Source organism: Streptomyces sp. Alt3, from assembly GCF_030719215.1.
GTDB classification, from domain to species: domain Bacteria; phylum Actinomycetota; class Actinomycetes; order Streptomycetales; family Streptomycetaceae; genus Streptomyces; species Streptomyces glycanivorans.
The window spans coordinates 1952561-1975045 of record NZ_CP120983.1 but is presented as its reverse complement, the minus strand read 5'-3'; the positions used below and the strand labels follow the sequence as shown (position 1 = coordinate 1975045).

Here is a 22485-nt window from a genome sequence, read left to right as displayed (position 1 = left end):
CGCTCTCGTCGCTCTGAGGTGGATTCGTCGTGCATCGATCGCGGCGGGAAAGCTCAGAATTTGCTCAAACTTTTTTGGGCGTCACGCTCCCGGAGGTCTGATCCTGAGACCTGCCCGCTTCACCTGGAACGGGCGTCTTCGATGACCGTTCGCGGCGGGACCGCGCCCGTTCGGTGACCGCATGATTCGGAACGGGGCGTTGGCGGCCCATCGGCCCGGCCCGCCGGGTAACACGCGTTCATTTTGCGGAAACATCTCGACAACTCCATTGCCGCGCAGAGATTCCGGCGAGCTGACCTATGCTCAAATTTCCCCAGCATCCGTTGCGCCGGACGGTGGATTCTCCTTAGCCTCAGCGGGCAACGGTGCGAGGAGACTCGCCTGAACGAAGGGAGCGTGACATGGCGGACGGTTCCGGCAGGAAAGCGGAATATGCCAAGGGCTTGGGAGGTGTCTCCTCCCTGGAGTCGGCCCGGGCCGCGGTCGAGAAGATCCAGAACAACGTGGCCGAGGTCGCGGCGCGTTCGGGTGTCGGCGGCGACGAGGGTCAGGCTCTGCTGAAGCTCTTCCGCAGCTGGAACTCCGAAGCGCAGAAGGTCGTCGTCCAGATCAGCAAGATGATCGACGCGCTCCAGGAGAACGTGACCTCGGCCAACCGCCTGGCGAAGGAGAACCAGGACCTGACCGAGGTGCTCAACAGCAAGACCAGCCAGGGTGTCTTCGAAGCGCTGCGCTGACCCGACCCCCCAGCGGCAACCGGCCCCTGCGAAGAGGCCGGCACCCGTGAGCTTCCCGGGCCTCGACGCCCGGCCACCCGAGAGGAGACGTCATGGCCGACGGCATCATCGATGTGCAGTACGCCACGGTCCGGAACGCGATTGAGGAGCTGAAGGGCCAGACCCAGCAGATCATCACCACCCTCAACAACCTGGAGGACGAGCTGAAGCCGCTCGTCATGTCCTGGGAGGGTGACGACCAGCAGATGTACCGCGGAGTCCAGGCGGAGTGGGACCAGGCCACCAAGAACATGGCCCTGCTCCTGGGCGACAGCGGTGAACTGGTCCAGAGCATCCACGACAACCACTCCCGTGACGAGCGCAGGAGCGCCGACAACTGGGGCAACGTGCGAGCTCGCTGAGGCCCTGCGTGCGGATCGTGCCGGGGCGTTCCCCGGCACGATCCGCACGGCAGGTCCCCGGGGCCGGCCGGACTCCACTTCGTCCGGCCGGCCCGCGTTCCGTCCGGTACCGAACGGCAGGAGGACGTCCCATGGCCGGTGAGAAGGCCGACGTCAAGCATTTCGACCTCAAGCAGATGGAGAACTTCCGGGACAACGAGGTGCAGCCTGTGTACACCAAGGCGAAGAAGCACCGGGAGGACGGCGAGGCGCCCAACATCCGGCCGCTCGGTGACCTCATCGACGGGCACACCAGCCCGGACAACCTCGTGCAGGGCCAGCAGCTTCTGCGCATCGGCAAGATGGCCACCGAGGCCCTGGTCTCGGGACCCAAGCTGATCGAAGGTGTCCGGACGGCGGCCGAGGCCATCGACAAGCTTCTCGGCGACCAGATGGAGCTCTTCAAGGAGCTGCAGGAAGCGCTCACCGACACCATCGAAGAGGCCAACAAGACCAAGAACAAGAACCTGGACGCCATCGACGCCCAGACGCTGCTGCAGACCTTCGACGAGGTCGACACGCTCACCAGCGGGTCTTCGGAGACGAACGAGACCTGATCCCGTGCCGTGCGAGGCATCGGCGCCCCGCCCGGCACACGCTGTGAGAGAGACCCGGCTGCACGTCCGTACGACGGGGCGGCGCGCCGGCGCGGACGACAACAGACCAGAAAGGGTCCCCGGTGCCCGATAGGTACGATTCCACATCCGTCGGCAACGTCGACAAGTACGAGGACGTCGGTGGAGCATCGTCCGACACCTGGGCCGGCCTGGTCACCCACATCACCGGTTATCCGGTACCCGACCGCGCCACCATCTTCGACAAGCTCCGCTCCGACCACGGCGGCAAGCTCTTCCGGATGGACATCAAGGAGCGCAGCCTCGGCCTGCTCGTCAAGGACTCCGGCTTCCTGCAGAACAAGGGCGAGGACTACGACATATGGTTCTTCGACAGCGGTAAGAAGCGCTCCATCATGCAGGCCCGAATCGTCTTCGAGGGGCGGGTGAAGGCCGGCGAGGAGGTCATCTTCGCCGGGACCGACTCCGACGACGTGAACAACGTCCAGGTCCGTGAGGGAAACGAGTTCACGGACTACAACAAGGACAAGATGAGCACCATCCCGCTTGCCCAGTACATGAACGGGCCGCGGGCAGCGCTTCTCGAACTGCTGACGGGCGACACGAAGAACGCCCGGTTCAGCAACCTCGGGGTGGCCGACGAGGCCGTGGTGGACCTGAACTCCTTCAATCGCACGGGGGAGTCCTTCGACTTCGCGGCCAAGTTCTTCAAGGACCAGGCGCCGCTGCTCAAGGACTGGGAGGACCGCTTCGGCCGTGACGACGCCAGCTGGAAGGGCGAGGCAGCGGACGTCTTCCGGAGCCTGCTGAAGAAGGTCCGCGAGAACTACGACAGCTACGTCGAGACCTTCAACTCCTCGCCCGGCACGGGGGACGAGGCCGGAACGGGTAACACGCTCTACTCGCGGGCGCTGTCGCTGGGACGCTCGTACCTGGTGGACGCCGCCAACACGCTGTTGGCGGCGTGGCTGAAGTGGGCGAAGTCCCCTTACTACGACCCGCACCGGGTGCTGCGCTACGTCCTGGACGACCTCGCCCAGTGGGTGGACGCCGAGAACGTGGCCAAGACGGAGATCAAGTCCTACACCAGCCGCTACTCGACGACCGTCAGCCACAGTCCGAAGGAAGGGTTCTCCCAGGTGCACCCCGACTACGGGGACCTCACCGACATCGCCAACTGGGCCAAGGTCGGCGACAAGGCGGTCGAGATCTGGAACAAGGGCGTCGACGATCTGCTGATCACCCCCGCCCGTCAGGTGCAGTCGACTCTGAACAACCACTTCCTCGACCTGGGCAAGGACTTCGCCGAGAGCGTGCCCAAGCCCAAGTCGACCAGCACGGCCTCCGAGGAGTACGAGAAGAAGAAGCTCGAGGAGGAGAAGGAGGAGATCAAGAAGGAGAACGAGGAGAACAAGAAGTACCAGGACGAGCTGCGGGAGGAACAGAGGCGGCAGCGCGAGGAGGACAAGAAGTACCAGGACGAGCTGCGCGAGGAACAGAGGCTTCAGCGCGAGGAGGACAAGAAGCTCCAGGACGAGCTGCGGAACGAGCAGAACCAGCAGCGCGACGAGGACAAGAAGTACCAGGACGAGCTGCGCGAGGAACAGAAGCGCGAACAGGAGGAGGCCAAGAAGCTCCAGGACGAGCTGCGGAACGAGCAGAACCAGCAGCGCGACGAGGACAAGAAGTACCAGGACGAGCTGCGCGAGGAACAGAAGCGCGAACAGGAGGAGGCCAAGCGGGAGGCCGAGGAGCAGCAGAAGATCGTGGAGGAGAGCCTCGGCGGCCTCAACGATCCGAACGCGGTCAACACGCAGAACCTCGACGACCTGTTCAACGTGCCGGTCACCGAGAGCAACGGTGATCTCGGCAACCTGAACAATCCGGGTGGTCCCGACGACCTCAACAACACGATCACCGAGGAGCTCGGCAACCTCGGCGACGTGAACAACCCCGGCGGTGACAACCAGACGCCCCTGGGGGTCACACCGCCCGTCTCCCAGAACCTCGGCAGTCTCGGCAACCTCAACGGTGGCCCCGGCGGCACGAAGAACGCCACGGACGCGGCCAACGAGGCCATCAGCCAGAACCTCGGCAGCCTCGGTGAACTGAACAGTGGTGCCGGTGGTTCCCTGGACACGCCGACCGGGGGCAGCACGCAGCTCGGTGAGAGCGGTCTGACGACGGACTTCCCGGACGGCAGCAGTTCGACGTTCGATCCGGACAGCGGTGTGCTGACCACCACGCATCCGGACGGCAGTGTCACCACGCAGGATCTGGGCAGCGGCGCGCGGGTGACGAACCCGGACGGGTCGGTGACCTCGCTGGGTGACGACGGGAAGCTGACGACGACGTTCCCCGACGGCACGAAGCAGGTCGTGGACCCGACGACCGGCCAGGCCGTCTCCACGGCCCCCGACGGCACCGTCACGACCGAGAACCTCGGCAGTCTCGGCAACCTGAACGGTGGGAACGGCGGCCTCGGGGACCTCGGCGACATCAACTCCTCACTGCCCACCGACTCGATCGGTGACCTGGGCAGCCTCGGTGATCTGAACAGCGGGGCCGGTGGTTCCCTGGACACGCCGACCGGGGGCAGCGTCGAGCTCGGTGAGAGCGGCCTGACGACGGACTTCCCGGACGGCAGCAGTTCGACGTTCGATCCGGACAGCGGTGAGCTGACCACCACGCATCCGGACGGCAGTGTCACCACGCAGGATCTGGGCGACCTCGGGCAGGTGACCAATCCGGACGGGTCGGTGACCTCGCTGGGTGACGACGGGAAGCTGACGACGACGTTCCCCGACGGCACGAAGCAGGTCGTGGACCCGACGACCGGCCAGGCCGTCTCCACGGCCCCCGACGGCACCGTCACGACCGAGAACCTCGGCAGTCTCGGCGACCTGAACAGCGGCAACGGCAGCCTCGGAGACCTGGGAGACCTGGGCGGGCTCGGGAACCTGGACGGTCTCGATACCCCGACGGGCGGGCAGACCGGGCTCGTCGACGGCGACTTCGCCACGATGTTCGCGGACGGTGGCTCGACGCGCTTCGATCCGGAGAGCGGGATGCTCACCAGTACCGGCCCGGACGGCTCCGTCGTGGAGACCGATCTCACCCACGGGGCGAGGGTGAACAACCCCGACGGCTCCACCACCTTCCTCGATGACGGCCAGCTGACCACCACCTTCCCGGACGGCTCCAAGCAGGTCATCAACCCGGACACCGGCGTCGCCACCGTCACCGATGCCCAGGGCAGGACCGAGACGGTGGATCTGAAGGATCTCAACTCGTCGATACCCACCAACAGTTCCGGCATCTTCGACGAGCTGGGCGGACTCGGTGACCTCGGTGGCCTCAACGGTTCCGGCGGGGGCGGCGGTGGCGGCACCACCAGCCGCGACGTGCCGCTGTCCGAACTGGGTCTCGGTGGTGGCCAGATGACCGCCGGCGCGTCGGGCGGCAGCATCCCGGGGGCCTCCTTGGACGGCATGACGACGGGCCAGGTCGCTCCCCTCTCCGACAGCGTCTCCGCCGGCGCGGGAACCCCCCTCGCCGCCGCCGGGGGCGCCGGAGGTGCGCCCGGTGCCCCCGGCACCCCCGGCACGCCAGGCATGCCGATGGGTGGCGGCATGGGCGGCATGGGCGCCGGCGGAGAGAAGGGCAACGGTGAGCGGGTGCGTTCCGTCCTGGTCGACGCGGCCGAGGAGAGCGAGCGCCGCACCCGCCGCCGGCGCAGCCCGTGGAACCGGCAGGAGGACAGCGACACCTTCCTCTCACCGGCCTCCCGGGTGACGACCACCGGCGGCGATTCCCCCGAGCAGCCGGCCGAACCGGGCCGCAGGCCCACCACGTCCGCCGACTACCTCGAGGAGGACGCGGACGTGTGGGGCACGGAGGAAGGCGGCACCCCGTCGGTGATCGGCCGGTGACCACCGTTCAGGAGCGGCGCCTGCCACGGTGAGAGGGGCCCGCGCCGACCCCGGCTTCCGCAGCGGGGTCGTCACCAGGCAAGATCAACGGAGTCCCCGGACGACACGAGGCCAGGGCCGGACACGGGCCTGAGGGCGCGAGAGCAGCGTCCGGACAAACGGACACACGGACGGAGAGGGAGGGAACGAGCATGACGGAACCGCTGGAGAAGCGCCTCGAGAAGGCCATGGCCGAACTGCAGTCGGCCCAGGAGGCTGTCGCACGCACCGAACGCGAGTTGCGGACGGCTTCGTTCGCGGCACTCTCCTCCGACCGTGCGGTCCGAGCCACGGCGGGACCGCAGGGTGAGCTGACCGGGATCGACTTCCTGGAGAACAAGTACCGGGACATGTCGCCGCAGGAGTTGGCCGCCAGTGTTCTGGAGGCGGCGAACGCGGCACGCCTCAAGATGAACCGCCATGTGATGAAGGCGATGGCGCCCTTCACCGAGCCCAGCAGCAACGTGCCGGAGCTCAAGGGCTTCGAGATGGACTGGGAGCGTATCTTCGGCCCCGAGGTGCTGCGCGAGGACGACGGGGACACGGCGCGTGATGCCCAGGCGACGCCCGCCTGGCGGGACGCGATAGGCGAAGAGGGAGAGGACTGACGATGGGACAGCGGTACTACGTAGACCCGCATCGCATCGAGGCCCTGGCCAAGCAGTTGGAGGAGATCGGCACCCTGACCAGGAGCATGACCGAGGAGTTCCTCGACGAGCTGGCGCCCACGGTCAACTGGCCGGGAACTGAGGGCGAGTTCGCGGAGAAGGCGAAGCCGCAGGAGCAGAAGGAACGGCAGACCACCAAGGACACCATGCTGTCCATCCGTGACGCGCTGGTCGGCATCACCGACGCCACGCTCGGCAACGTACGGATGATGAAGGACACCCGCGACCGCAACATCGAGAGCGTCGAGCAGGGCACCAACCGCATCGACACCGATGGACTCGACGGCCCGGGCGGGCATGGGCGTCGCTGACCTCCGCGCCACAGGCCGCTCCCACGCCACGACGGGAGCGGCCGCTCCGTCCTGCCCGCGCGGGCACGAGGACGGCTCCCGATGAGCATCCAGGTGTCGCCCGAGGTCAACGCCATGATCTTCATCCTCACCGGGGAGAGGCTCATGGACGCCGACGAGGATCTCGCGTACGAGAGCCGTCGGCCCTACTCCGGCCTGGGCCGGAAGCTGGACCGGCTGTCCTCGCTGATCGACAAGTCGGTCCACGACATCGGCGAGTCCATGCCGGACGACCTCGCCAAGTCGTACAGCAAGGCGATGGGCATGCTCATCGACGACGGCGGCAAGAACTACCTTCGCGACTTCGCCGAGCAGCTCGACAAGATCGCCGAGGGCCGGCGGAAGACCTCCATGGACATCATGGAGTCCAAGTGGCAGGTCATCGCCGAGATCATCCGGCTGCTCATCGAGATCGCCATCTATCTGGCCATGTCCTTCTTCACCGGCGGCGCCTCGGCCAGTCAGATCATGCTGGCCAAGATGCGCAGCCGGTTCTTCATCCTCACCACGCTCAGCCACCTGCTCCAGCGGCTGCACCTCGCCCCCTCGCTGACCGAGGCGTTCGCCGAGGCGTTCACGACCTTCGCGGTACGGATGGCGATGATGAACTTCGCCCCGGACGGACGCCGTCCCGACGGCATCGACTGGAGCGACATCGGCAAGGCCGCCGCGTTCGGAGCCGCGGCCGGCTTCCTCACCAGCGTCTTCGACAAGTTCGCGCGCGGCATCGTCAAGAGCTTCGACAACAACTTCCTCAAGAACGCCCCGGACCTCGACTTCAAGAACCCCCCCAACCCGAAGAACACCCCCGACCTCGACCTGCCGAACGACAGACCGAATCCCCGGCCGACCCCCGAGCCCAGCCCGAAGCCCGACCGCGACAGCCTCTTCGACGACCGTCCCGGCCCGTACGGGAACGGCCCCGGCCCTTCGAGCAACCCGCCGGTCACCTTCCGGAACAACCCGCTGTCCTTCCGGAACAACCCCGAGCTGTGGCGCAACAACCAGCTCCTGCGCTTCAATGCCGATCGGCCCGGTGCGCTGGCCGGGCACTACGGATTGAAGGGCACGGCCGACTTCCTCGCCGCCGGATCCGGTGAGGCGCTCGCCGAGATCCTGATCAAGGGAGCCTTCGACGGCGACTGGTCCACCAGCTGGTCCACCTTCGTCGGCGCGGGCATCAGCAGTCAGGTCGAGGCCACCCTCAGCGACACGGCCGTGAACAGTGCCGCCGAGCTGCGTCACGTCATCGACAAGCTGCGCAACCCGCCGCCCACCGTGTCCGGCGGCACCACCGGTTCCGACGACGGTGCGTCGCGCTCCGCGGGCGGCCGGGACCGCACCGACGGCCCTTCGCGTCCGGACACCACGGGCGGGGACGGCCCCACGCCCACCTCGATCCCGCCGGTCTCCCAGCAGACCACCGGACCGGGGGCCGCCACCGGCAGCCAGTCGCCTCCGCCCTACGTCTCCGAGAACCCGCCGCCGTACACGTCCCTGGACCCGCCGCCCTACTCGCCGGGCCCGTTGCCGGTGACCGCCACCGAGAACGCGCTGTGGCAGCAGGTCCACCAAGGCCCGGCCGAGGTGCGTGAGCAGGCGCTGCGTGACCTGGCCGCCCTGCGCGGCTCCCAGCCGCCCGGCACCTCCGAGATCGGTGTCCGCGACAGCCTGCACGGCAATCTGTCGCAGCTGCCCGAGGTCCGGGTGGTGCCCGCCGGGGGCAGCCCCGCGAACCAGATCGACACGGACGAGGTCCGCCGCGCCCTCGACGGCTTCGGCACGCAGGTCACGGTGGACGCCCCGATCGCCGTGGGCGCCACGCCCGGCGCGGTGGACGGCCCGGGTGCGGTGAACGGCGCCGGTGCCTCCGGCAGCACGTCCGGTGCGGCGGGCAGTACCGGCGCGGTGGACGGGCCGGGTGCGGTGAACGGTCCCGGCACCTCCGGCAGCACGTCCGGCACGAACGCCGGGAACTCCGCCGTACGTCCGACCGGGGACAACGCCGACCTCGTGGTGGACCACGGCGTGGACGCGACGCCGGAGAACGTGGAGAACGGGCCGGGCGCCGCGCCCGGAACGTCCCCGGAGAACGTCACCGTGGACGTTCCGGTGGATTCCGCCGTGACGTCGCCGACCCCGGAGGGCAACACGCAGGGGTCTCCCGAGAGCAACGCCCAGGGTGCTCCGGAGGGGAGCACGCAGGAGTCTCCCGAGAGCGTGGTCCAGGCTGCTCCGGAGAGCGACATCCAGGGGTCTCCGGAGAGCGACCTCCGGACGTCCCCGGGGGAAGCGGCGGGCCGGAACGACGGCGCGGCCGCCGTGCCCGGCGTCCAGGGGAACGCCACTCCCGTCGCCACGGGCGGCAGCCCCACGGCCTCCACCACCCCCGCGACGGGCAGCGGCGCCCGACCGGGTGGCGTGCCCACGGCGGGCGGTGCCCCCACGTCCTCCGCCACTTCCCCGCAGGGCACCCGTGCTCCGGAGGGCGCAGCTCCGGTGGACTCCTCGCCGACCACGACGGACGACTCCCCGCAGAGCACCCCCGCTCCGGAGACCGTCGATCCGAACATGCCCGAGGCCACGACGGACCCCGACGTCATGGCGAGCCCCGGCGGGAACGTCTCCGCCCCGGTCGGCGACAGCACCACGGTGGACGCCCCCACCGCTCCGGCCGCCGACCCGACCACCGACACCACTCCCGGCCCCGCTGCCGACACCGTCACGGCTCCGCCGAAGGTGAGCACCGTCGGCTCGTTCGCCGACTCCGGCGATGTACGCGATGTCAGCGGCACCACCGACGTGAAGTCCGACCCCACACGCGCCGTGGACCCCGCCTCCACCACGGCGCCGCCCCTGACGATCGTGGTGTCGCAGCTGCCGCCGCCGGGTGAGGGTTCGCGGGAGGCGGCCGAACTGCTGGACGGCGCGGGAACCGACCGGGCCGTCGTGCTCGGGCCGGCCGTCGCGCCCGACGGGACAGGACGCCCGGTACGCGCCGCGGTCGAGCTGACCCGCGAGGGGCCGGGCGCCCCGGTCCAGGTCCGCACCCTCACCGGCCCGACGCCCGCAGCGACGGCTGACGGCACCGTGGACACCGCGTTCCCCGGCGCGGACGTGCTGCTGCCGCTCGCCGACGCCCTCGGCCCGATGCCCCGCCCCGCCACCGAGAGCACCACGGACACCGACGCGGCCGTCACCTCCACCCCCACGCCCCCGCCGACGGGCCCCACGGAGAAGGTGAACCCCGCACACGGCGACCCGGTCGCCCGGGACTCCACGCCTCCCACGTCGTCCGCCGCCGACAAGCTCGCCACCCTGTCGCGGCCCTGGAGCGAGCCGGCCACCGACGTGTACCTGGAGGCGGGCGACAGCGACAGCGCCGGGTCCGGCGGACGGGCTCCCGGCCAGGGCACGGGACACGGCCCCGGGAACGGCGGCACCCCGCCCCCGCTCGCCCCGGTCACCGCGGAGACCTCGCCCACGGCACAGCCCGTGGTCCTTCCCCCGCCGCAGGCCCGGATCGTCGTACGCCCCGTGAGCGGCGCAGCCTCCGGTGACACCGACGGGGACGGGACCGGGAGGCCGACGGACGAGCCGGCCGTGGTCACCCTGGACGGCATCACGGTGCCCGTCGCTCAACTGCGGCGCCTGGTACCGGACACGGCGGTGCAGACCCAGCCTGGCCGTGCCGTCCGCACCCTGACCATCTCGCAGAGCCCGGCCGAGGACGGCACGCGACGCGACGCGGGGCGCCGGGCGCTGCTCGGCCAGGACACGTTCCGTGGGGTACGCACCGTGTCCGACGGCGGCTCCCCCGCCTCGTCCCCGCGCGTCGGGACGGACCCTGCCGCGGGTACCGAAGCCCAGCAGTCCTCCCCGCGCACCGTCTTCACCGGTCCCCCGGCCCCGCTCCCCGGTGCGGACACGGAACGGGGAGCCGACTACTTCGTGACCCACGGCACCCCCCGTACCGTCACGCTCGGCACCGACGACTCGGCGCTGCCCAGCGTGAAGATGAGCGGTGTCCAGCTCGGTGAGGTGCTCAAGTCCTGGGCGGTGGACGGGGACGAGGACCGGCCGCTGGTGCTCTACGCCTGCGAGACCGGACAGCAGCCGCAGATCGCCGGCCTGCCCGTGGCACAGCACGTGGCGAACCGGACCGGGCGCCAGGTGTACGCGCCGACCACCGAGGTGGGCACCGCCCGCGGCCGGGACGGCGAGGTCCGCGCGGTGCTCACAGAGGGCGCGGACGGGCCGGGCCGCTGGAGGCTGTTCACCCCGGAACCCAAGGGCGCGGACCTGGACCGGGCAGCGCGCGACGCCGGTCTGCACGCGGGCCCCGGTCCGGCCGACCCGTTCGCCCGGGCCCGCACCCTCCAGCAGATCCGTACACTGCGCGACGTCCTCGGACCGGACGCCGAACAGCGCCCCCAGAACGCGGAGTTGCTCGCCGGTCTCGCCTACGTGGACGGTCTGCGCTGGCTGAACGCGGACAGCGCCGCCCGCTACGGCGACGGCCGCATGACCCCGGACCTGCTGCGCCGCATGGTCACCGACTGGCACACCGCCACCGGTGCCACGACGGCCGACCCGTCCGCCGACCCCACGGTCGAGCAGTACACGGCGTTCCTGCGCGCGGCCGCCGGGCTCCGGGCCGGTGCGGGGCCCGAGACCACGCTCGGTGACCTGCTGCCCCCGCCGCCCGCCCAGCTGTCTCCGACCACGTCGGTCTCGCGGGAGGACGTGCGGGGACTCTCCTACGCGCCGTCGGCGGACGTCGCCTGGTCGTTGTCGAGCGCACCGCTGCCGCTGTCCGAGCTGGCCCTCGGCCCCGAGGACACCGCCGAGCTGGCTCGACGCCTGAGCGACCCGGCGCCCACGGCCACCGGCCCGCAGGAACAGCCGACGCCCGAGCCGCCCAAGGCCGGTGAGGTCGATTCGTATGCGGCGCGTCATACGTACGGGATGGCGGAGAAGGGGTTCAAGGAGTTCCGTGATCTGGCGCGGGACAGGAACGTGGTCATCGATGTGCGGCCGACGAATCCGCTGGCTCCGAAGTGGCTCGAGGCGGGTGCGTTGCCGAAGCCGTCGGAGATCAAGGCGAAGACGGTCAATGACGTCGATGTCTTTTTGGGTGCTGATCCTTCGGTTGTCGGGCTGGTGGGTTATTTCAAGCCGGTGCTGGCGGATGTGGGGGTTGTTCCGGAGGGGGATCGGGACCGGGTTCTGTCGCGTTTCAATGAGCGGTCGGCGGAGTTCCATGAGCTTGCCGGGCAGATGGCGGGTCTGGAGTCGGAGAACAGGTTCTTCGTCCGGGACGGGGTGGTCTACGGGACGGGGCGGGATGGTGAGCGGCGTCCTCTCACCGGTGATCATGATGTGTTCGACATCTCTACGCCTGACGGTGAGCGGATCTCGCTTCCGGCGCATGACGCGCTGATCGAGGAGATGCGGGCGAAGGACATGGCCGTGATGCACGGCGCGCACATGTTCTGGAATCCGCCGACGGCTTTCGACAAGTCGCTCTTCGACAAGATCGTCGGTTCTCATCAGGGCCCGGGCGGTGCGCCGTTGCTCCGGTTCAGCCCCGGGAACAACAACGCCGAACTCACCTGGACCGTGCCGCTCGGGGCGGGTGAGGTCGATTCGTATGCGGCGCGTCATACGTACGGGATGGCGGAGAAGGGGTTCAAGGAGTTCCGTGATCTGGCGCGGGACAGGAACGTGGTCATCGATGTGCGGCCGACGAATCCGCTGGCTCCGAAGTGGCTCGAGGCGGGTGCGTTGCCGAAGCCGTCGGAGATCAAGGCGAAGACGGTCAATGACGTCGATGTCTTTTTGGGTGCTGATCCTTCGGTTGTCGGGCTGGTGGGTTATTTCAAGCCGGTGCTGGCGGATGTGGGGGTTGTTCCGGAGGGGGATCGGGACCGGGTTCTGTCGCGTTTCAATGAGCGGTCGGCGGAGTTCCATGAGCTTGCCGGGCAGATGGCGGGTCTGGAGTCGGAGAACAGGTTCTTCGTCCGGGACGGGGTGGTCTACGGGACGGGGCGGGATGGTGAGCGGCGTCCTCTCACCGGTGATCATGATGTGTTCGACATCTCTACGCCTGACGGTGAGCGGATCTCGCTTCCGGCGCATGACGCGCTGATCGAGGAGATGCGGGCGAAGGACATGGCCGTGATGCACGGCGCGCACATGTTCTGGAATCCGCCGACGGCTTTCGACAAGTCGCTCTTCGACAAGATCGTCGGTTCTCATCAGGGCCCGGGCGGTGCGCCGTTGCTCCGGTTCAGCCCCGGGAACAACAACGCCCAGCTCACCTGGACCGCACCGACCACGCTGCCTCCCGGCGGGCCCGCGACCGCACCGGTCTCGCAGGAGGACGTGCGCGGCCCCGATCCGCTGCAGCCGTCGGCGCGGAACCGTCCGGACAGCCTCGCCGAGAGCCTGGCGCTGTTCAGCAAGGGCAAGGGCCCCGCGACGACGTCCGACCCCGCGGACCTCGTCCGGACGCAGGGCCTCGCCTTCCGCCGGGTGGACGTCCCGGGCGACGGGAACTGCCTCTTCCGGGCGGTGCTCGACAGTGCCCGCGGCCGCGACGTGCCGCCTGCCTGGGCCGCCCGGAGCATCGCCGGGCTGCGCGGCCTGGTGCGTGACCGCGTCGCCGGGTCCGAGCTCGGTACCGTCGCCGACGCCCTCGTGCCGGACCCGGTGTTCACCGTGGTGGACGACCTGCGGATACGCGCGCTGGCCGGCGTGACCGACGCGGGGGAGCACCGCGTGATCACCGACGCCTGGAACCGCGTCGCACAGGCGGTCGTCACCGACGGCGACGCCGACCAGTGGCGGCAGATCCTGGCCGACAGCGACTATCCGCAGCTCGCACAGGTGGCGCCCACCCCCGCCGACGCGCGGCGGCTCGGCGGACGCGGCCTGCTCGCCGCGGCCGCGGAGCGATCCGGGCTGTGGTCGTCCCCCTTCGCCGACCTGCTCCCGGACGCGCTGGCGCACACCCTCGACCTCGATCTGCGCCTCGTGCGGCCCGACCCGCACACGACGGGCGCGCTCCTCGTCACCGAGCTGCACCCCGGAGGCACCGGCGGCACTCTGCACCTGGCGTACAACGGGAGCGATCACTACGACGCGCTCGTCCCCGTCGCCCCGGAGCCCGCGTCCGACCCGGAATCCGAGCCCGGACCGAAGCCGGACCCGGGAGCGAAGCCGGACCCGGGAGCGAAGCCCGGCCTGGAAACCGAGTCCGAGCCGGACCCGGCTCCCGGAACCGAGTCCGAGCCGGACCCGGTCACGCCGCCCGTGCCGCCGCTCCACGCGCAGCCGGACGGTTCCGACCCCTTCGGTGAGTGGCTGCGCAGCATGGCCGGGATCACGGGTCCCGACGATGCCGAGACCCCCGACCGTGGCGACCCGGTGCCGCTGGAGACCCAACTCGAACGGCACCGCCCCGCCCGTCTGCTGACCGGCGACGACGTCCGTCCGCCGGGGCCGGCACCGCGCACCGTCACCTTCGAGGACGGCAGCAGGCTGCCCGGTGTCCTCATCAGGCCGGGCGCGGACCCGCGCGACACCGCCCCGCCCGGGGCGCCGAAGGGGACGTCCACGGGGCTGCTCACCGGGCCCGGCACGCTCACGCTCCGCTCGCCCCAGCTGGTGGCGCGGGAGATCCTCGACAAGCTGCCGGCGTCGACGCGTGCGCACTTCGACGAGGCGGAGCTGCTGCGCCTGCTGACCTACCAGCCCTCGGCGTTCACCGCCCCTCGCGGCGCCCGCATTGTGGGCCGGGAGAAGTCCGGGGTCGGCCTGGAGATGACGGTCGAGGCCGTCCCGTACCACCGGTGGGAACGCTTCTCCGACGTCGGTGGCGCCACGGTCCGGGTGGACACGATGCGGCGTGGGCAGGCCGGTACGGGTGGCGGACGCAGTGTGGGCGTCGGGCGCCGTATCGCCGGCGGCGTGGGCATGGGGCCGCCGCTCAACTGGCTCCTGAAGATCGGTACGTCGCTGGGCTGGAGCCGCAGGACCGACTACACGCAGGGCACCACGGCGTACAACCAGGCCGAGCACCGCGCCCACGAGGGCTCGCACCTGCACCTGGACGACGTCCACTACCGGGTGACGGTGCGACGGGTCACCGAGGCGCCCAAGGCCACCCGGACGGACACCGCGGCGACCGGTCCCGCCGCGGGGCCGCGTTGGCAGCGCACCCGCGTGCACACCGCGGAGTTCGGCATGCGGGACGGGCTGAGCTGGCGGCTGCCGGACGACCTCACCGTGCCGTTCACGGGACCCCGCCGGGCACCGGAGACCCTGACGTTCCCGGACGGGGTGGAACCGCGGCTGAACGACTCCACCGCCCTTCACCTGACGACCCCGCCGGAGGACATCGCACTGGCCCTCTCCGGGGCACGCCCCGGCAGTTCGGCGCACCGCACGCTGGTCTCGTACGTCCGCCCGGGACGGCTGCTCGGGCTGTTCGGGCGGCTCACCGGACCGGTCAGCGGTCCCGAGCTGACGCAGGGCAGCGGCCAGCGGCCGATGGGGCACCTGGTCGTGGAACGCTCGGTGCCGCACCGGGCCGTGCTGGTCACCGAATCGGTCAAGGCGGAGGTGCGCGACCTCACCCAGACCACGTACCAGAACCAGCGCGGTCACGTCCGCGAGACCAAGTTCGGATTCCAGGTCACCGCGGGTCCGAACCACACGCTGCCCGGGCTCGAGACCGACGTACGCCTCCAGGGCGGTCCGCTGGTCCGCGCGGACCTGGGCGTCGGGCGGGGCCACTACCTGGGCACCGACGCGGCCCGCAAGGTCACCGGCCGGGTCCGCAACCATCCGATGGCGCTCTACCAGGTGGAGCGCACCCTGATGGTCCGCAGGGCCGGTGAACCGGCGTCCGCGGCCCGGCCGGTGCGCGTGGTCAGCCTGGACTGGATCTCCACCCAGGACGCCCGCCGACTCGCGGGCTGGGACAGTCGCACGCCCGGCCGCACCGGACCGAACCCGGACGCCGAGCCGCCCGTGCCGTGGTATCTCACCCGAAAGGACCCGGTCCACCTCGGCGGACAGGTCCGCGCGGAGGGGTTCCGCCCACAGGCACGCACCGTCACGCAGCCGCCGACGACGCAGCAGTCACCGCCGCCCGTCACCGGTCAGCAGTCACCGCCGCCCGTCACCGACGAGCAGGCGCCTGCGACGACACAGGAGCAGACACCCCCGAGGACCGGCCCGCAGACACCGCCCCCGGACCAGCGGCAGCCCGCCCCGCAGGACGGCACCGCCCCGCAGGACGGCACCGCCCCGCAGGACGGCACCGCCCCGCAGGACGGCACCGTCGCGCCGGACCCCATGCGCGCCTTCACGGACGCCGTCCTGGACACCCTGCACCGCTCGTACCCGTCGATGTTCGTGCCGCCGATGATGCTGAAGCATCCCAAGCTGGCCCGGTTCTGGTACGGCGACGGACGGTTGCGGACCGCGCTGCACAACGAGCGGCAGGTGCGGGAGGCGCTGAACCGGCCCACCCTGACGCAGAGCCTGGACGAACTGACCACCACCGGGGTCCCGGTCACGCTCACCGAGGACGGCGTGGTGCGCCGCGGCCACCACACGCTGGTCCTCCGGGCGTCGCTGACCGACCGCCGGTTCGAGACCACCATGAGCGAGCGGTCGCTGCGCAACGCGGTGATCGGCAACGAGGTCTCCGGCCAGGGGCAGCAGGACTCCAGCACCTACTCCGCGGGTATCGAGGTGGGTGTCTCCCCGCGCGACCACGACAAGGTGCCCGGACCCGACCTGCCGCGCCAGGCGGGGAACGTCTCGGTGGGCGCCCGCCACGCCCGCACCTACCAGAAGGCCACCCGGAACACGGTCACGGTCGCCCACGACCACCTGACCTTCCAGAACGGCGCCGACCTCTACAGCTACCAGGTGGAACTCGGCGCGACCTTCGAGGGCCACCGCCGGCCGCGCGGCTGGGCGCGCCTGCTGACCGTAGGTCTGCTCGGTGCGGGCGTCTTCGTCAGCAAGGTCGAGGAGCGCCCGCTGTTCAGCCGGGGTACCGAAACCGTGGGACGGGTCGAGCTGGCCGTGCCCGCCGCCCACGGGTCCGACCGGCACGCGCCGGCCGACCCGCCCGCCGACGGCACGACGGCCGCGCCGACCCCCGCCCCCACGTCGCAGCGGCTCTCCACCGCGGAGGCGGACCAGCTCCTCGACGGCACCCGCCCGCTGCCCAGGGCGGACTCGGACGGCCGCCGGCTCGTCCGGCAGTTGCTGAGCGCACCGCACGTCGTGCTCGGCGCCGAGGGCGGCCCGCAGCGCCAACAGCTGATGCAGGACACCGCCGACCGCGCGGCGGGCGGCACCTGGCACGTCAGCGCCCCCGGGGCGCCGGTGCGCACCGCGCTGCGACGGGCGATGGCCAACCTCGGTGTGGCCGGCCAACTCGGCCAGTACCTCGGGCCGTTCGGCTCCCGGATCACCGGGCTCAACGGCGCCGGGCCGTTCCGGACGCACTACCTGAAGGCCGCGGTCCGCGGTGAGCTGGACAACCTACGGGTCAGGAGCGATCCGAAGCCGGCCAGCCTGGAGACCACCATCGCCAACGATCACCGGGTCGTCGGCAGCACGAGCACCGGCTCGCGCACCACGCTGGGCGTCCAGGGCGGCTACATGCCGTTGCAGCAGCTCCCCGGCAAGGAGCCGGTCGTCGGCTCGTACTCCTCCGCTCTCCAGTACGCCTGGGGCAAGGGCCGCGGCTTCTCGCAGGCCCTGACCCGGGGACGCAGCACCACCGTGACCTTCGCCGGCCGGATGTACCTGGTGGTCGCCGACGCCACGGAGACCGTGGCGGTGCGGGACCGCTGGACGGCCGCGATCGGCACGGTCGGCACCCGTGCCGGGGGCCGCGTCAGCTCCGCCGCCGGGAAGGTGTCCGAGAGGCTCGGACGCGGCCTGGCCCCGCGCCGGGCCGCCGCCGCGCTCCAGCGGATCCGTGACGCGGTGATGTTCCACCTGCCGATGCAGGACGCCATCGAGGCCGGGCTGGCCCCCGACGGGCTGGGCCCCACCACCCCGAAGAACCTCGGCGGCGGCTACCGGGTGCCGGCCTTCCTGCGGAACCGGCGCTTCCCGACCCACCCCAGCGGCCAGCTGGACGCGAGCCGGGCCGCGCAGGTGCTGCTGCCGCGCCTGCAGAAGATCGGCGTGCCCTCGCACGACCGCGAACAGGTCCTGCAGCGGCTCTCACCGGACTTCCTGCGCGCCCACCTGCACGAGCTGACCACCGAAGGGATGAGTCTGCCGGTCCGCTACCGCGCCTGGACCAGCCCGCACCTGCTGCCGGTCGGGGGCAGCCCCGGGCAGGTCCGGTTCAAGCTGACACCGATCACCACGACCGTGCAGCGGCTGCGTACGGGGTTCGAGCTCGAGGACTACCGCAACATCTCCCGTGACGACTCGGACAACACCCACCAGGACCGCGGCGCCGACCTCACCCTGAGCGCCGGTGAGCGCGCGGCGGACAACGGCGTGCTCATCGCCAACCCCTCGCTCCAGGGAACGGCGGCCAAGCAGCGTGGGAGCACCCGGACCGAGACCGTGGGCACCACCTCCATGCCGAACATCGCCACCACACAGGCGCACGCGGAGATCGTCACCGGCTACACCCTGACGGTCACCATGACGGACGCGGCCGGTGACCCGCTCGCCCCGCGTGCGGTCGCCCAGGTCGGCACCCTCAACGAGATCGCGCCGGCGAGCCTGCTCACCCCGGTCGGAGAGGGCGACGACGGCGCGGTCACCGAACAGGACGTGCCCGCACCGGACCGGTCGGTACACCTGCTGACGGCCGAACAGTCCCTGCCGGACGGCATCGCCGCCTGGCGCACCTCCGACGACGGCGCGAGCGGTCCCGACCCCGACATCCTGCCCTTCGACGACCGGATCGGCTCCGGCATCCTCGCCGTCGACATGCGCGGTGCGACAGGGGTGCACGACGCACTGACCCTCGCCACCGCACGCGCCGACGGCCTGGGCGACACCGACCTCGGCAGCCGCCACTCCGGCAACGTCCTCGCCTCGCGCGTGCGCATGGCCCGCCACACCCCGCTCACCGGCCTCGGCACGGCGCCCGGGCAGGCCCAGGCGGAGGCCACCTCCCAAGGCGGACTGACCGCGGGGTTCCGCGAGGCGCTCGGCGCGGGCGGCTCCCAGCTGCCCGCGCAGTCCTCCGCACGCCTGCTGGGCCAGTCCCACACCGCCGACTCCCGCCTCTACGCGAAGATGCACCGCCGCGGCGCGTGGCTCCTCGCCGTGGAGAACAAGCCCCGCATGGAGGCCATGCAGCGGGCCAAGACCTCCGACGCGCTCAAGGCCGGCATCACCGACAACGTCGAAGGCGTGGCGGGCACCGCGCCGCTGGCCGGCAACAGCAACGCGGGTGTGACCAACCCCGGTGGTGCGGTACCGATCGGCGGCTCGAACGACGGCACCGCACTGAAGGGCGCCACGGACACCACGCTCGGCACCCACGTCAAGGTCGTCACCGACCGCAGCATGCTGTTCGCGGTGCCGGTGACCTGGCTGGCGGTTGCCGAGGTGGACCACCGGATCACCGACAGCCGCCCGTTCCGCGCCCTCGGAGCGGCCCGGCGGGGACCGCGAGCCGCCGAGGCCGGGACCACCGCGCTGATCTGGCTGCGTGAGGACATCGCACGCGACTACGGCCTCCTGGACGACAGCTCGTTCCCGGCCGAGGCGAGCGCCGCCTGGGACGACATGGCCAAGGCGGCCGCCGACCTCGCCACGGCGGAGAAGGAGTACTACGACGCACGCGCGCGGACCCGTGAGGCCTGGCTCTCCCTGAGCCCCGCCGAGCGGAGCACGCTCGGCGACCCGCCCCTGACGACCGTGCTGCCGCGGGAGTCGGCACAGTCCCCGGCCGTCATCACCTGGCAGGCCGCCCGCGACGACGCACGGCTCTGGGAAGGGCGCACCGAGACGGCCGCCGCGGACCACCACCGGCTGCACCTCGCCGCCTCCCGTCTCACCTCCCACCACCAGGGCTCGACGTCCGTCCCGGTCGCGGACGCGCCGCAGGAGTACACGGCGCCCGGATGGCGCTCCGAGGCGCCGGAGCCGTACGGGATCACCGACGCCACCGGCTCCGCCCCGCGGACCCTCACCTCGCCCGACGGCGCCACGGTGCGCGAGGTCCACGACGTGCCGCACGACGGCGCCTCGTTCTTCCACGCGCTGCTCGCCGCCGCCGGCGCCAGGGGGCAGCTGCCCCGCCTGCTCGGCGGCGATCTCGCCGCCCGCTTCGCCGAATCCCCCGGTGACCCGGCGGTCGGCGCCGAGGCCATCCGCGCCGCCCGTGACCGCCTGGCCTGGGCCCTGGGCGAGGACGGCAACCAGGATCTGCTGGACGCCCTCGCCCTGGACACGGCCGACACCTTCACCCAGGCCGAACTGGACGGCGCGGGCGTGGTGCTGACCCCGGAGCAGCAGGCCGAGTTCGACGCCTTCGGCCGTCTCCCGCTGACGTTCTGGCCGACGCCCGACCAGCGTGTGGCGCTGGCGACCGCCGCCCTGTCCCGTCCGTTCACGAGCGAGCCGTCCGGCACCGGGCCGACGGGCGCTCAGGCCCCGCCCGAGCGCCGCGCCGGGGACCACGGCGGCGCCGACCTGCTGCCCGCCCTCGCCGCGCGTGTCCTCGGCACCCCGCTGACCGTGGTGACCGGTGAGGGCCGCGACCAGCTGTTCCTCCCGCACGGCACCGATCCCGCCGCAGTCGATCCGGCCGCCGACCCGGTGCTCTTCTCCACCGGGGGCTTCTTCCACGCCGCCCTCCCGCCCGGCTCCCCGGCCCCGTCCACCGGCGCGCTGCCCGCCCCGGCGGCTGCCGGGACCTCCGGCACGGACACCACGGCCGGGGATCCGCCCGCGCACCGCAGCCACACCACCGCGCCCTGGCTGCCGCCCGCCGACAGCAGCGGACCGCGCTACCGCCTCGCACGCGACGGCGTCCTCACCGCGCCCGACGGCGCCACCTACACCCAGGGCACGCCCACGGGACGCGGCAACGGCTTCTTCGGCGCTCTCTCCACGGCCCTGCGCGCCGCCGCAGGCCTGCCGGGCACGGACCGCCAGGTCGCCGCCCGGCTGCGCATGCGCTCCGAGATGGTGCCGACCCGCCTCATGCGCCTGGCCGGCCTTCCCGGGCGACCCGGCGGAGCGGGACACGTTGTTCGCGCCCCCGCCCCTCGTACCGCGCAGCGGAGATCCCACGCCGAGCAAGGACGCGCTCGAGGGGCGCCTGCGCCGTCACCTCGCCGAGGCCCCCTGGGGTCCCGGAGCCGACCGGGCCGTCGCCGAGTGGGCCGCCGGAGCGACCGGCACCACCGTCACCCTCATCGAGGAGAACGGCACCGCCCACACGTACCCCGGCCCGGCAGGCGACAGTGGCCCGCACATCCGGCTCCGCCGCCGCGGCGGCGACTTCGTCCCGCTGGTCCCGCGCACCGCGGTGACCGGCACGGGAACCGAGGCCACATCGAAGAAGGGGCCGCAGACCGACGGGACCACGCGGCCCACCACGACGGCACCGGGCACGTCGCCGTCCGTCGTCCCGCCGGTGGTCACCCACGAGCCGCCGGTCCCGCCGCCGCCGCGCGAACCCGCCCCCGACCCGCTGTCCCCGTCGCCGGCCCCCGAGGGGACGCCGGGTCTGCGGGACGCGGAGGAGGCGTACGAGCTGGACACGCTGTCCGGCAGGCCGGGACCCTCGCGATCCGATGCCGAGGCGCTGGCGCAGTTCCGGTTCACCGACGACACCAGCGAATCCGAGAGCGAGTCCGAGTCGGACTCCGAGTCGGACTCCGACAGCGAGGACGGCACCACCGGGAGCACCCACGAGGCCTGGCTCGACCTCCTCTTCGGCCCCGCGGTCCGGGAGGACTACTCTCCCGAGATGCTCGTCGGAACGGCCCTGTCGCTGCGGGAGCTCGCCCGCAGGGCACCGCAGCCGGCCACCGGCGCCCGCGACCCGCTCCGCGACCTCACCAGGCGTGTGCTGAACATCGGCCCCGGCGTCGCGGTGAGCGAGCAGCACCTCCTGCTCCTCGGTTCGCTGGCACTCGACGCGTCCCCGGCCCAGCTGGCCGACGAGCGCGCCCTCGCCTCGCACCTGCGACGGCACGACGCCGCCCTGGACCGCGGGACCGCGCTGGTGTCGCAGGACGCCACCGTGCGCAACTGGACCGGCACCGGGGACCAGGTACCGCCCCTGGACTCGTACGCGGTGGAGGGGGACGACGGCAGGGTCAGCGCCTGGCCCGCGCCCTGGTCCGAGCCGTACGTGGTCCTCGCCCAGGACAGCGAGGAATCGGTCCTGCTGAACACGCCGCGCGGCACGTTGACGCTGGACGACCCCGGGGACCTCGCCCGGCTCGTCGCACGTGACCCCGCGCGGCCGGCGGGCGCCGACGTCGTCCTGGCCTTCCCCCACCAGGACATCGAGGATCTGGCGCGGCACGTCGCCGATCTGACCGGTTCCAGGGTCTGGTACTCGGAGCACGCCCCCCGCCCGTCCACCGACTGGCGGACAGGCACCGACCGCATCACGCTGGGCCCCGTCGGGGACGACGTCGGCAGGGTGTGGACGTCCGTCCGTCCGGACCAGGACGCGGACGGCTCGGGCGACTTCGACGAGCTCATCGGTCT

General features: G+C 71.6%; 7 protein-coding genes. All 7 read left to right on the top strand.

Annotation, left to right across the window (positions count from 1 at the left end):
- Positions 1-401 precede the first annotated feature (401 nt).
- The gene (locus tag P8A20_RS08360) at positions 402-737 is read left to right on the top strand and encodes a hypothetical protein (protein WP_031098256.1); all 336 of its coding nucleotides are present in this window, start codon (positions 402-404) and stop codon (positions 735-737) included.
- A gap of 92 nt (positions 738-829) precedes the next feature.
- The gene (locus tag P8A20_RS08355; protein WP_147961256.1) at positions 830-1138 is read left to right on the top strand and encodes a WXG100 family type VII secretion target; all 309 of its coding nucleotides are present in this window, start codon (positions 830-832) and stop codon (positions 1136-1138) included.
- A gap of 131 nt (positions 1139-1269) precedes the next feature.
- Positions 1270-1734, top strand: coding sequence for a type VII secretion system-associated protein (locus P8A20_RS08350; protein ID WP_031098251.1), 465 nt, complete (start codon positions 1270-1272; stop codon positions 1732-1734).
- A gap of 122 nt (positions 1735-1856) precedes the next feature.
- Positions 1857-5684, top strand: a complete 3828-nt coding sequence (locus P8A20_RS08345; protein WP_147961257.1) for an AAWKG family protein — start codon at positions 1857-1859, stop codon at positions 5682-5684.
- 191 nt (positions 5685-5875) lie between these two features.
- Positions 5876-6331, top strand: a complete 456-nt coding sequence (locus P8A20_RS08340) for a YbaB/EbfC family nucleoid-associated protein (RefSeq protein WP_147961258.1) — start codon at positions 5876-5878, stop codon at positions 6329-6331.
- A 2-nt stretch (positions 6332-6333) separates the two neighbouring features.
- Positions 6334-6702, top strand: a complete 369-nt coding sequence (locus P8A20_RS08335; protein WP_147961259.1) for a hypothetical protein — start codon at positions 6334-6336, stop codon at positions 6700-6702.
- 81 nt (positions 6703-6783) lie between these two features.
- The gene (locus P8A20_RS38680) at positions 6784-22224 is read left to right on the top strand and encodes a WXG100-like domain-containing protein (RefSeq protein WP_371934391.1); all 15441 of its coding nucleotides are present in this window, start codon (positions 6784-6786) and stop codon (positions 22222-22224) included.
- Positions 22225-22485: the final 261 nt, after the last annotated feature.

What these genes read in the sequence shown, in the direction of transcription:
- P8A20_RS08360 (WP_031098256.1), top strand. Translation starts at nt 402, where the DNA reads ATGGCGGACGGTTCCGGCAGGAAAGCGGAATATGCCAAGGGCTTGGGA.
- P8A20_RS08355 (WP_147961256.1), top strand. Translation starts at nt 830, where the DNA reads ATGGCCGACGGCATCATCGATGTGCAGTACGCCACGGTCCGGAACGCG.
- P8A20_RS08350 (WP_031098251.1), top strand. Translation starts at nt 1,270, where the DNA reads ATGGCCGGTGAGAAGGCCGACGTCAAGCATTTCGACCTCAAGCAGATG.
- P8A20_RS08340 (WP_147961258.1), top strand. Translation starts at nt 5,876, where the DNA reads ATGACGGAACCGCTGGAGAAGCGCCTCGAGAAGGCCATGGCCGAACTG.
- P8A20_RS08335 (WP_147961259.1), top strand. Translation starts at nt 6,334, where the DNA reads ATGGGACAGCGGTACTACGTAGACCCGCATCGCATCGAGGCCCTGGCC.
- P8A20_RS38680 (WP_371934391.1), top strand. Translation starts at nt 6,784, where the DNA reads ATGAGCATCCAGGTGTCGCCCGAGGTCAACGCCATGATCTTCATCCTC.